This window comes from Arthrobacter sp. B0490, assembly GCF_002929355.1.
Classification (GTDB): Bacteria; Actinomycetota; Actinomycetes; order Actinomycetales; family Micrococcaceae; genus Arthrobacter_D.
This window is the reverse complement of the sequence record NZ_PJIR01000011.1, coordinates 21,606-33,799: the sequence shown is the minus strand read 5'-3', so window position 1 is coordinate 33,799 and position 12,194 is coordinate 21,606. Positions and strand designations below refer to the sequence as shown.

Genomic DNA, 12,194 nt, shown 5'->3' with positions numbered 1-12,194 from the left:
GCCCTTCGCTTTCGACGGAGCCTTCGCACCCAGCTTCGCGAGAACGCGAGCCCATGTTCCATCAGCAACCTGACCCGAGGTGAAGGAACCTGCAGCGGGATTCAGTGCGGCCATCAGAGTGCGTCCCTTACAGTCTTGGGCAGTGCCAGGTGGTCGGGAATGACGATGCCCAGCGGCAGGCCGGCGGCGAAGGTCGAGTCCTGCGCCCCGTAAGCCTCCTCGAGGCGGATACGAGCCGACGCCCCGAGATTCTCGATGGCGGCCTCTGCTTCGGGCAGGTCCTCTTTGTGGCGGACGGTCGCGGTGACGATCATCGCGAAGTTCAGCAGACCTGCTCCATCGGCTTCCTCCTCGGCCGTGGCTTTCGCGGCCCGCGTCTCACGGCTGTCCCGTGATGTCGCGCGGTTCCGGGATGAGGCGTTAAACGTCGCCGTGTTGACGTCGTTCTCGACCAGCTGCGCGGCTCGCGCCGGGTCGATGGGACGGTAGAGCATTGTCACGCGCTTACGCACGACCTCAGGGGTCGGCGCGACGAGGGACTGCAGCACGTTCGCCTGAATGGTGGAGCGAGGAGGGACTGACATCGCCCACGTCTTCGACCAGGCGTTGTTGTGGTGGTAGGTGTCCCAGAACGCATCCGCGGCCTGCGGGCCGACCTCGTTCCAGTCGAGCATCGGTGCTTTGCCTTCGGCGTGGGCGCGGTCGAACAGGATCGCCTCAGCCGGGTCGTAGGCCACGCGAATCACCTCGCACAGCTCCTGCGCGGACAAAGGGGTCGAGACGCCGGCCCCGGTGTCACCCAGGCTCAGGGTCAGGTTCGGCAGACGCGCCGCGAGGTCGTTGGCGACCTCATCGGCTTTGCGGATCTTCCCGCCCGGGCGCAGCGTGGCCTTGAACGTCACCGCGATGTACGCACGCGTGACCGTCGCACCAGTGGGCAGGGCCCGCACGGTCTCGTTCATGATGTCGCGGGCAAACTGGGGGGCGTTCGGGTCCATCCGGTTTTCGACCTTGCGGGCGAGCCGGAACCCGGAGTCCGGTGCGGTCTCGATGGTCGCGGACGCTGCGATCAGGCCGGGCTCGTCGGTGAGCATGCCCAGCCAGTGCGACCACCGGTCGACCCAGCGATTGATCTGCTCCTGGTCGACCATGCCCCCTCCGTCCGGCTCTGAACCGAGCACCACGGTGTAGTGGTTCTTCACCGGGATGTGAAGCAAGGCAAACGGGCGGCCGTAGCCGTCGGTATGCTCACTGATGGTCGAACGGGCCGAAATACCCGGCAGCTGCGTGGTCCCGGACGGAACACGGCTGATCGGTCCCGCCCGGTACACGTTCGCCCCGGCGTACCGGGCGTTCATCCACCCGAAGCGGCGCATGATGCGCTCGATCATCGTGCGGCCGTGCTTGTTCTTCTGCATCGACAGCAGGATCAACAGCCCGATCAGCAGTTCGAAGATCAGGGCCAGCATCCACTGGCCGAGCATCATCAGGATCACGCCGACGACGACGCCGAGGATCAGGATCATGGTGCCGGCCGTGGACAGCCCGGCCAGACCCTTGCTGGTCGGCAACCGGTAGTTGCCGTAGATGCGTGGTCGGACGTCGGGGGTCTTAGCGTCGGTTTGCGCCATCAGTGCGGTCCTCGTTCCCAGTGTTGCCGGTGGTCTTAGCGACTTCGTTCTTCAACTGCTGCGCCTGCTTCTGAATCTGCGCAGCTCCCTGCCTGAGCGCCGCGCCTGCCGGACCCGAGGCACCGGATGCGCCCTTGGGCCCAGCCGCTTTCGCACCCGCCGGCCCTCCAGCTGTTTGGGGCGGAATAGCCCCCTGAGCCGAAGGCTTAGCCCCCGACTCTGCAGCTGACGGTGGGGGAGCCTTCGGGAGGCTGTTCGAACCGCCCTGTCCACTGCCCGAACCGGTTTGAGCACCTTCCTGAACAGCACCCTGGACGGCCTCGCCGCCCTTCTTGATCGCCTGCCCGGCGACCATCGCCGCAGCTACGGGAGGCGCGGCAGCAGCCGCACCAGCGCCTGCCCCTGCCCCTACCCCTGCCCCTGCAGTACTACCAGCCCCAGCCGTAGTGCTCGTTGCTGATCCGGTCGGCACTGCTTTCGAGCCACCGCCGGTTACGTCTGCGCCCTTCGGAGCAGCACCATCGCCGCTACCGGCTCCCCCGCCAGCGGGAGTCGACGCCGACATCCCCGACTTCGCCGGAGGTCCCTGCGGTGGTGCCTGGCTACCGAAACCTTGTCCTCCACGCGGAGTGCGGGACGCACCCTGCGGAATTGCAGCACCCAGCGCGGCGAAGCCCATCGCAGCCCCACCGCCGCCGCCGGAGGACGCCATGGCGCCCAGCGCCGGGCTGAGGAACCCGATGAGGACCGGCAAAGCGACGACGGACGCGAGGATCAGCATGAGGCCAGCGGAGAACTGCAGGAGCGCCTGACCGGAGAACAGCCCCGAGGTCGTCATCTGGATACCGGTCGCGTAGATCAGTGCGGCGGCCGGCTTGTAGAAGGCGAAGGCCAGGGTCCACGCGATGATCTTGCTGAACCAGCTCTTGCCCGTCTCGGTGTTCATGAACGCCGCCGACAGGGGCAGGACACCTGCGATGAGGAACAGCATCGCCGTGCGCAGGACCATGAGCATGATCTGCACGATGTTCACCATCACGGCGAGCAGCCCGCCGACGATGATGAGCATCTGGTTGCCCATGAGGAAGGTTGCGCTGGACGTGCCGGTGTCCTCCATGCCCAGGAGCATCTGGACGTCTGATTGGAAGTCGTCTCCGACGCCTGCTTGGATAATTTGCTCGGCGAGAGCGTCGGTAGCTCCGAGGAGCACGTTGAGGAGGGCAATACCGGAGGCGGTCACGATGGCCAGCGTCAGCAGTCCCTTGAGAAGGTCCTGCGCTGGTTCGGCGCGCTGGGACCACACCATGCGGACTCCGGCGACGATCATGCTGATAGCCGCCAGTGCGAGGGTCAGATAGAAGGTCTGATCCTGCACGAAGCCCACGGCCGGGGCCGAGGACGCCGCCCGTCGAGGAACGATGTAGCCGACAAGCGAGGTGGCCCCACCAACAAGGGCCGCCCCTCCGAACACGATCGTCGCCGTGTTGACCAGGCCCGCGCCATCACCACGTCGAGCATTTGTCACGAGAGTGATCCCAAGAAGGATGATGGCGATCGTGCTGATGCCCAGTCCGATCCAGGTCGCATAACCGAGGATTGTGGCTACCTGATCGTTGAACGAACCTCCAGCTGGAGCATCCGCGGAACCAGTCTGACCGGTTGTCAGGTCACCCGCATCGATCGTCGTCCATAGGGTGCCGAGCTGCGCGATTGTCGCAACAAGCGCCGCCTGTACGGCATCAGCTATCGCTTCGATCGCATCACCCGCTGCACCGGAGATTGCATCGCCAACAGCATTACCTGCTTTGCAACCGAACTCCAGCGGTCCGCACTCCTGCTCAGCAACCTCAGCCAACAGAAGGCCCCCACAGCACATAGCCAGAAAGATCTGAGACCTGTCCGTCAACGGGGCCGCTAGAACCATCGTCTTTGTACTTGGTGTACCAATCTCCGTCGATCCACTGCATGACAGCAGAGCTGGTGAAGTACACGAGCTCTGCGCCACTATCTGCGGAAGCGACAATTTCCACCGTTGCTTCATCTCCGGTGTAGGAGAGAAGTCGGAAACCCGCGATTTCAATGGGAGGGTTCGTCCCGCCCTCGCTAATCGAACGCTGTGCGCGTTCGATGGTCACGTCTTTCCCCCGGCCGTCAACCGAAAGCGTTCGGACGGTCTCGAGATACAACTCGGGATCACCGCTGCTCGCAGCTTGCCCTGCAACAGCGAGAAGTGCCCCTTCAGGTGTGTGGGAGTAGCACGAGCGGACACCCGTCTGCTCGTCCACGACGCCGGGGCCGTGTTCGGCTGACTTGGGTGCTGCAATTCCACCGATGAACTCCCACTCAACGTCCTCAGGTGCAGCGGTGAGGGTGGTTCCGCCGGTGGCGTCCAGGCCGCACACGGATTCATCCGATGAAGCCACCGTCGCGGACGGCGTGGGTGTGGCCGCTTGTGTCTGTGCTGGTGGTGCGGCGTCGGATTCGTCGTCGTTGCCGACCCAGACGAAGAGGATGATCCCGACGATGATGAGTAGCAGGACGGCGACCGCTGACATGAGGAAGCGGGGTGTGGCCCACCAGAGGTTCTCGGTTTCTTCGGTTTCGGCCATGACTACTCCTGTAGGTAGGGCTGGTTCTGCAGGGTGGCTAGGCTGTACCGCCGCCGGAGATGAAGGTCAGCAGTGAGGCCCCGCCGGAGATGAGGGCGACGGCGAGGACGATCTTGATGATGCCGGAGATCTCCTGCGTGGTTTCGCCGCGGCTGGAGTCAAAAGCCATCTTGCCGCCGACGACGAGCAAGCCCAGGACGCAGATGCCCAGGGCGATCCACTTGCCGACACCGACCATGCGGTTCCAGGCATCCCCGATTCCGGGAGGGGCCAGCGGTCCGCTGTCGGGCAGGGTGTTCGCGTTGATGAGGACATCCTGTGCGATGAGCAGCAGTTGCATGGTTCTAATTCCTTCCAGAATTACGGTGTTCGATGACCTCACTGAGACTGGTGAGGACTTTCCTTGGCTCGCGGGCCAGCGACTCGGGGTCGACTGTGCCTTCGAGTCGAAGCTCTTCTATCCACGGCAGCGTCCATGTTTGTGGGACACCGCCGGCGGTGATGCGGGTCAGGTTGTGCAGGGTCTTCGGCAGCTTGCCGGGTGCATCTGCAATCACGACGAGGCCGCGCAGGGTGATGGTCGGGTGTGAGCCTGCGGCCCAGTCGCGGGCGGCGAGCTGCGCGGCTTTCAGCCCTCGATGGTTCTGCCGGGCGACGAGGAAAACATCGGCCGGAGGCACGGACGGGTCAATGGAGAGGTCGGTGTCGGAGCGAGAGGGCCAGCGATGGTGGCAGGGGACACCACCCAGGAGGTCGGCCATGGTGTTCTCTCCGGCTCCGCCGTGCACACCAAGCCAGAAGACCTCGGGGTTGTCCGTGATGAAGCGGGCCATTCCTTCGCCAGCGGCGAGGCCAAGAATGCCCTGCTGCGGACCTGCGACACCGCGTAGAACCTCAACGGCGTCGCGAATGTCGGTTTCTGTCACGACGGGTGCCTCGACGGGCTCGCGCGTGACGAAGTCACCCCAGCGATTGTTCATTTAGCTATGCCCCCAGCGGATTCCCATAGACTCGACTTCGATCATAGTAGCTCATTTAGTGAATGGAAAGGCCATTGTGCGAACTGAAGTGAATCCTAGTGAATCGGAGCGCAATTTGGGGTATTGTTCCCAGCATGGGGGTTGGAGTGGTCATAGTGTCTAGAGCGCTCGATGTGCTTTTCGCTGACCTACCCGCGCGACTCAGTGTCGAACAGCTCACTGACGTTCTTGGTTTGTCCGACAAGACGGTCACGTATCGATGGCTGCGCGAGGGGCGGATACCTGCGATCAGGCTCGGCGGGACATGGCTCATCTTTCGCGATGACATCAAGGATCACCTCGAGGCGCACTACAACACGCCCGGCCCCAGCTCTGCACCGGAACCAGGTACAGAGTCCGATACCGAGGATGAGAAACCAGAGGATCTTGAGGGGACATGATGACGACGGAAGCGCTGGCCAGGCCTGCATGCACGGCAACGATTGGTGATGACGACACCGTGAGCGTCACGGTTGATGGAGTCGACCGGACATTCGGGTCCATGCCGGAAGCGATTGGCTTCTTCGCCAGCACGGCCGGCGATCTTGGCCGCCCGCTCAAAGTCACCGCCTACGATCCGTCGTCGACGACGCAGCCGGAAACCTACCTCATCGTCAATGGGGACGGTTCTGTCGATGCGGACACCAGCGTGCCCGTGAAGAAGCGACCTCCCCGCCGCACCACTGCCCGTCCCGCCAAGGCAGCAGCTACAAGCCAGCGTGAGCACCCGGCAGAGCGTCCCATCCCAGCAGGCGTGGACCCGACTCCCGTCGCCCTTACAGCTGGAGCCGAGGATGCTCAGCCCGAATCAGCGGAGCCCCGGGAATCACCTCAGGTGCCTCAATCGGCCGTTGATCAAACCCCTGACCTGCCCTCAACGGCATCCACTGAACCGGCTCGTACACCGCAGACCTCGCAGGGTATACCAGCGGCGGTGCAGGTGGAGCCCGGGGATGAGCGGATCAAGCTACGCCCCGAGGTGAAGGCCGAGAAGACTGCAGCGCCGGCCCGTGAGGGCTTCCGGGGCTGGCTGAACACCACGTTCAAAGCGAACCTCGCCGCATCCCCTGCAGAGCAGGCAAGCAGGGCCCGCCGCGCACGCATCCAGCGGCCGCTGGAAACCCACTGCACCATGGCCGTCGTCCAGCTCAAGGGCGGGGCGACAAAAACCACCGTTGCCTACCACCTGGCCGCGACCTACGGGCGGATCCGCGGAGGGAACATTCTCGCCGGTGAGTTTAACGAGAACCAGGGCACCCTCGGTGAGCGGGCCCTCGCAGGCGCCCACGACCGCACCACACTGGACCTGATCCGCAACCTCGGCACCGTCACCCGACGCACCAGCGACCTCGTGCGCTACATCCGGCCCCAGGGCGACGACAGGATCCACGTCCTGGCCTCCCCACCCGAAGGCGCTGACCGCCGCCGCGTCGACGGCACCTCCGTGAAAGCCGCGCACGACGTGCTGCTCTCCCTCTACAACCTGATCCTGCTCGACACCGGCAACTCAGCCCAGGCATCAACCTGGCAGGCAGCCGTCGACGTCGCCGACTCGCTCGTGTTCGTCGCCCAGAACAAGGCCGATGACTTCCGACTCCTCGAGGCGACCATCGAGGGCGTCAAAGCCCAAGGCCACGCCGCGAAGTTCGCCCGCTCGATCCTGGTCATCACCAACACCGCCCAACCCAACACTGAGCGCCTCGCCCAGCTCAAGGAGTACGGAACCAGCATCGGCCTCGCAGCCGTCGTCGTCGTCCCCTTAGACCGGTCCCTGCAGGAGGGCCAGAACTTCGACTACGAAGCTCTCAACCCGGCCACCCGCCGGGCCTACGAGGAAGCAACCGCCGCCCTCACCGACCAGCTCTAAACACACCTCGTCCGGTCTCTCATTAGGTCTCTCATTCGGTCTCTCATTAGGTCTCAGTTCAAACGCAGGGGTTAGGAAGGCATGGCAGGGGGGAAAGCCATCGGGTGCGGCATCGCCGCTCTCACCCTCGCGCCCATCGGCGCGGTCGTGGCCATGACCATGCTCGTCGCCGGCATCGCCGAAGACGAGGAAGCCGACCAGCTCGAACGAGCATCCTGCACCGTGTCCGAGGACACTTCCGGAGATGCGGGCGCGACGCCGGGCACCCTGCAGGCTGTGCCCAACGAGTGGGGCCCCTTGGTCGAAGCGGCGGCGAAGGAGGCGGGCCTTCCTGCCAGCGTCGTCGCCGCACAACTGAACCAGGAATCCGGGTGGAACGAGAACGCCACCAGTTCCGTCGGAGCCCAGGGCGTCGCACAGTTCATGCCCGCGACGTGGGCTGCCTACGGCAACGGAGGCGACCCGTTCTCCGCGAAGGACGCCATCCCCGCCTACGGCCGGTACATGGCCACGCTGAAGAGCCAAGTGCAGCCGATCGCAGGCAGTGACGCGAACCTGCTCGTGCAGCTCACCCTCGCCGCATACAACGCCGGCCCGGGAGCCGTGCAGCAGTACAAGGGCATCCCGCCATACCAGGAGACGCAGAAGTACGTCAGCTCCATCCTCGACTCCGCGCAGAGCGGGTTCTCCATGGACTGCAAGGCACCCGCCGGCGGCAAGTCGTGGGACGGCGACCTCGGAGACGGCGAGTGGACTACTCCCCTACCCGGAGGCGTCTTCACCTCCGGCTACGGAAAACGCAACGTCCCGTACCTTCCCGTTTGGGCGCAGGACCACGTCGGCGTGGACATCTCCACCCCCGGCGCCGGCTTCGGCAACGGCGGCCCCGTCGTCGCCCCCACCGACCTGCGCATCACCGGGTTCAACGACAAGGACGGGTGCGTGATCGCCAAGGAAGACGGCGACGATCCGGACTTCGGGTTCGCGTTCTGCCACCTCAACGCCTACTCCGTGAAGGCGGGCGACAAGCTCCAGCGCGGAGACATCATCGGCACCGAAGGCAACAAGGCCGACCTCGGCAGCGTTCCTACACATCTACATTTCGAGATTTATACACCCGAAGCCCCGGGCGTCACCTACCCGTACGAAGGCTTCAACATCGACCCCGAACCGATCCTCAAAGAGAAAGGCGCGTGGCCAGCATCATGACCCCGACACCCACGCACCACCGACCCATACACCAGCACCTGCGCCAGCCACGCCACACGGTGGCTGCGCTGTGTCTGGTGCTGCCCCTGACGCTCTCAGTAGTCGCCTGCAGCAATAACGAGGACCAGGCAGGGTCAACACCTGAGCCGACGCCCACGACCATCTACGAGGGCTCCTACACGACGCCTGCCGCGGAGGACATGATCGGCAACGGCACCTTCACCACGCCGGCTGACGCCGACCGCTCCGATGTGGAGTCCACAGCCGAGGTCGCCGCCCTCATGCTGCACTCCTGGGACACCACGACCGACACGACGCAGACAGCAGCCGCCATCCGTGCGATCCCGCTGATGAGCAACGAATGGGCGACCAACCAGGTCGAGCCCGAACGCAACGGCGCACAAGGCGAATGGCTGAAGCCAGCCGAGCACCAGGCCTACAGTGCACCCTCGATCATCCCCGCACCCGGAGACGTCTCCGAAGACGTAGCTGACGACAAGGCCATCCGGGCCTATGACGTCAGTTGGCGCTGGATCAGCCGAGACGGAACCGACCTCCCTGCCATCGGACGGCAGATCGTCACGATCTACCTCGAGAAGCACGACGACCAGTGGGACGTCGTAGGACACCAGTTCCAGGACATGGGGCTCTGATGCGAGTAAAAGTGTGCCGCGACACGCCGCCGCCTTCCCACTTAACTCAATCTGATTCAGGTTTGATCTGTCTTACAGGTTCAACTGGAAGAGGGATCATGGCACAGCGCAGCAAGGGTGAACGCCACGTCATCACCGCCCGACTGCCGATGAGCGACGCCCAAAAGCTCGCCGCGGTCGTTGCAGCGACGGACGAGAACAGGAGCGACCTAGTCGCCCGTCTCGTTCATAGCTACCTCGAAACCATTGACCTCGATGCAATCACCGGCCAGGAGGCATTCCAGCTCAGCAAAGCGTCATAAAAAAGAAGGCCCGCCGTAGCGGGCCTTCTCATATCCAAGAATCCAAGCTTCACACCGTCTTATCCGCCAAGACTGCCGGTGAGTAGCTCAACCGAGTGCGTCCTTTTCAGGTCGTACCCTCTGCCGAAAGTGTACACCGAGTGCTTGAAGCACCTCCAGCTCCTTATGCCGCGCCACGCCGTGACGATTCCCACCGTGATGCGGTATGGGCCTTGGCGCCGCTTATCGCCGGGCAGCCGTTCTACCGTGTTGGACGGTGGAAGGACGGCCGGTTCCAGTATCCGCGGCCCACCACTCCCCTGCCGATCACCGGGACGCCTCCTCCGCGCCCGGCGGCTGTCATGCTGCACAACGTCGACGGCTCCGTCCGCACACTGGCCCTCGACCTCGACACGTCGAAGGCTCGGAAAGCCGTCGTCGACGATGACGCCCGACGCTTAGCGGACCTCCTAAACACAGCCGGCCTCGCCTATGTCGAGGACCAGTCCCCCAGCGGTGGCCGCCACCTGTACGTGCCACTGCAGGAGGCGATCACCGCGGCCGAGGCACGCCAGCTCGTCGAAGCCCTCGGCCGGCGCGCGCCGAGCCTGGATCCGAGCCCGCACCAGAACGTCGTCCACGGCTGCATCCGTGTTCCTGGATCCGTCCACAAGTCCGGCGGCCACCAGATGCTCATCACCCCGCTCACCGACGCCTACGGCATCCTGACCCAACGGAACCCCGCCACTGCGCTGGTCGCGCTGCGGAAAGCCTTGGCTCCGGAGCTGTACCGGCTCGAGCAGGACCGGCGACGCGCCCAGGCACGCGCAGCAGCCGCCACGACCGCCCTGCAGGCAGCAACCGCATCGGGAACCAGGCCGGGTGTCGCCTCCGTTGCCCGCAACGATTCTCCCCTGCGCGGGGCAGCCCGTACCGGGCGGTACGACACGAGCCGGTACGCCAGCGACTCAGAAGCCCGCATGGCCGTGCTCAATCACTTTGCGGCCTGCCACTGGAGCGTGGATCAGGTCCGCGCCGGCATGGCCGGCCCCTTTACAGGCCTCGCCGCCCTCTACGGGACGAAGGCCGAGCGACTCCTGCCCCTCGAATGGGCCAAAGCCCAAGCCTGGACCGCCACCCGAACCTCCATCAAAAACCCCGCCCGGCGGCCACGGGAAACAACTGCGCATAACTTCAACACAAGCCCTACTTCACTCACGGGGGGCAGCCCCAGCTCCTCTTCGGACCCAAGCGCCCCCTCCATCCATCAGCTCGTGAACGATCTCGAGAATGTCCTCTACGCGATCCTTGACCAACGCCTTCAGGACCAGGGCCGAGTCGGTATCAGCCTGCGATTCCTCATCCGGTCCGTCCTGGCGTACATGCGCACGAACCAAACCAATGTCCTCGACGTCGGCTGCCGGACGTTCGCTGTGGCACTGGGCAAGGATCACGTCACCATCGCCCGCCTCCTGCCAACCCTCGAGGCCGTATCAGCGGGCATCCTGACCCGCATCGACCGTGGCCGCGGACGCAATGCCGATACCTACCTTGTACAGCTCCCCCATCAGTTCGAGCAGGCCGCCCGCGACCTCACCTGGCGCAAGGGCAAGATCCACGCCATCCGGCCCGTCTTCCGGGTCCTGGGGGACGTCGCAGCCCTCGCCTACGAAGGTATCGAACGCGGCTGCCACTCCCCCACCACCACGGACCTCGCCCGTGCTACCGGGATCTCCCGCCGCGCCCTCACCGACCACCTGGCACGCATGGAGGCACTGCAGATGATCCGCCGGCACCACGGCACCTGGGAAATCGTGGCCACCACCGGCCTGGTGGAACTCGCAGATCGTCTCGGTGCCACCGAAGACCGCGAACAGCAAATCACCCGCTACCGCAAGGAACGCGCCGCCTGGCACGCATGGCTCGACCGCCACCTACTCCCCCACCTCGTAGAACACGAGCTGTACGACCCCGAAGTGGACGAATACTGGCAACCACCCATCAACGACGAACATCAACGACAACGACTCCTCTGGCACGCTGCCTGACCCTCAAGCAGGACCGCGCCCTACCGAAGGGTTCGCGCTGATTCTCCTAGTTGACGACCTGCTCATGTCGGGTAAATGACACTGAGGTGTTGTAACGGAGTCTGTTAGTCCGGTAGTACGTGACTTCTCTACTCCGTCGCTGCCACCGGTGACCAGATGTCGCCCCGGTCTGGCCGTACGACTGAGTAACGGAGTCTGTTAGTGCGTTACCCTGCGGGACGGGCGCGTCGATGGCGACCATCAAGCCAAGGGCTTCACGCCGCCGGCGCTACTGTCTGGGTAGGGCGCCTGTGCCAATCCTTCGGGCTGATGACGCCTGGTTAGGGCGAGTGAGACTAGTGCGGCAGTGACAAAGTCTGTTAGTCCGGTACTAAGTGATTCACAGACTACCGGTGCGTCAACTCGATCTCGTCGATGACTTGCTGACTCTGTTAGTACGTTGCTCTGGGTGATGGTTGGACCAAGGGCCACTGTTATGCAGAGAATCCGAAGTTGCGGCGATACTCCCAAGCTGAAGTGCCTGCCATGGACCTTCTGATCTGTTATTTGCCCGAATGGGTGGATCACGCTTGGGCGGTAGTGCCAAAGTCTGTTAGTCCGGTAGTACGTGACTTCTCTACTGCGTCGCTGCCGCCGGTGACCAGGTGTCGCCCCGGTCTGGCCGTATGACTGAGTAACGGAGTCTGTTAGTGCGTTACCCTGCGGGACGGGCGCGTCGATGGCGACCATCAAGCCAAGGGCTTCACGCCGCCGGCGCTACTGTCTGGGTAGGGCGCCTGTGCCAATCCTTCGGGCTGATGACGCCTGGTTAGGGCGAGTGAGACTAGTGCGGCAGTGACAAAGTCTGTTAGTCCGGTACTAAGTGATTCACAGACTA

General features: G+C 64.2%; 11 protein-coding genes. 6 read left to right on the top strand and 5 right to left on the bottom strand.

All coding sequences use genetic code 11. From position 1 onward, the window contains the following. Nucleotides 1–113 precede the first annotated feature (113 nt). Genes CXQ97_RS14995 through CXQ97_RS14975 form a run of 5 tightly spaced genes read right to left on the bottom strand, consistent with a single transcriptional unit; the run spans nt 114 to nt 5,220 of the window. Complete coding sequence (locus CXQ97_RS14995; RefSeq protein WP_181035093.1) at nt 114–1,631, bottom strand: SCO6880 family protein; 1,518 nt, start codon at nt 1,629–1,631, stop codon at nt 114–116. After that, nucleotides 1,612–3,486, bottom strand: coding sequence for a type IV secretion system protein (locus CXQ97_RS14990; protein WP_146069662.1), 1,875 nt, complete (start codon nt 3,484–3,486; stop codon nt 1,612–1,614). Before CXQ97_RS14990 ends, CXQ97_RS14995 begins: the two co-directional genes overlap by 20 nt. Then, nucleotides 3,479–4,240 carry a hypothetical protein gene (locus CXQ97_RS14985; RefSeq protein ID WP_104181679.1) on the bottom strand — a complete coding sequence of 254 codons (762 nt, stop codon included), beginning with the start codon at nt 4,238–4,240 and terminating at the stop codon, nt 3,479–3,481. Before CXQ97_RS14985 ends, CXQ97_RS14990 begins: the two co-directional genes overlap by 8 nt. Before the next feature lie 37 nt (nt 4,241–4,277). Then, nucleotides 4,278–4,580, bottom strand: coding sequence for a hypothetical protein (locus CXQ97_RS14980; RefSeq protein ID WP_104181678.1), 303 nt, complete (start codon nt 4,578–4,580; stop codon nt 4,278–4,280). Nucleotides 4,581–4,584: 4 nt separating this feature from the next. Continuing rightward, nucleotides 4,585–5,220 (bottom strand): DUF6668 family protein, encoded by a 636-nt coding sequence (locus tag CXQ97_RS14975; protein WP_104181677.1) that lies wholly within the window; start codon nt 5,218–5,220, stop codon nt 4,585–4,587. Nucleotides 5,221–5,354: 134 nt separating this feature from the next. On the opposite strand from CXQ97_RS14975, the gene CXQ97_RS14970 reads away from it, so the two are divergent. From CXQ97_RS14970 to CXQ97_RS14945, 6 genes are all read left to right on the top strand, one after another. Continuing rightward, nucleotides 5,355–5,660: a helix-turn-helix domain-containing protein gene (locus CXQ97_RS14970; RefSeq protein WP_104181676.1), complete on the top strand. Its 306-nt coding sequence runs from the start codon at nt 5,355–5,357 to the stop codon at nt 5,658–5,660. A 533-nt stretch (nt 5,661–6,193) separates the two neighbouring features. Next, nucleotides 6,194–7,126 (top strand): hypothetical protein, encoded by a 933-nt coding sequence (locus CXQ97_RS14965; RefSeq protein ID WP_104181675.1) that lies wholly within the window; start codon nt 6,194–6,196, stop codon nt 7,124–7,126. Between the two features lie 81 nt (nt 7,127–7,207). Beyond that, nucleotides 7,208–8,335 carry a transglycosylase SLT domain-containing protein gene (locus CXQ97_RS14960; RefSeq protein ID WP_104181674.1) on the top strand — a complete coding sequence of 376 codons (1,128 nt, stop codon included), beginning with the start codon at nt 7,208–7,210 and terminating at the stop codon, nt 8,333–8,335. Beyond that, complete coding sequence (locus tag CXQ97_RS14955) at nt 8,332–8,988, top strand: hypothetical protein (RefSeq protein ID WP_258062629.1); 657 nt, start codon at nt 8,332–8,334, stop codon at nt 8,986–8,988. Before CXQ97_RS14960 ends, CXQ97_RS14955 begins: the two co-directional genes overlap by 4 nt. Before the next feature lie 98 nt (nt 8,989–9,086). Further along, the gene (locus CXQ97_RS14950) at nt 9,087–9,290 is read left to right on the top strand and encodes a hypothetical protein (protein WP_104051518.1); all 204 of its coding nucleotides are present in this window, start codon (nt 9,087–9,089) and stop codon (nt 9,288–9,290) included. A 341-nt stretch (nt 9,291–9,631) separates the two neighbouring features. Further along, the gene (locus tag CXQ97_RS14945; RefSeq protein WP_104181673.1) at nt 9,632–11,317 is read left to right on the top strand and encodes a hypothetical protein; all 1,686 of its coding nucleotides are present in this window, start codon (nt 9,632–9,634) and stop codon (nt 11,315–11,317) included. The last annotated feature ends 877 nt before the right edge of the window (nt 11,318–12,194 follow it).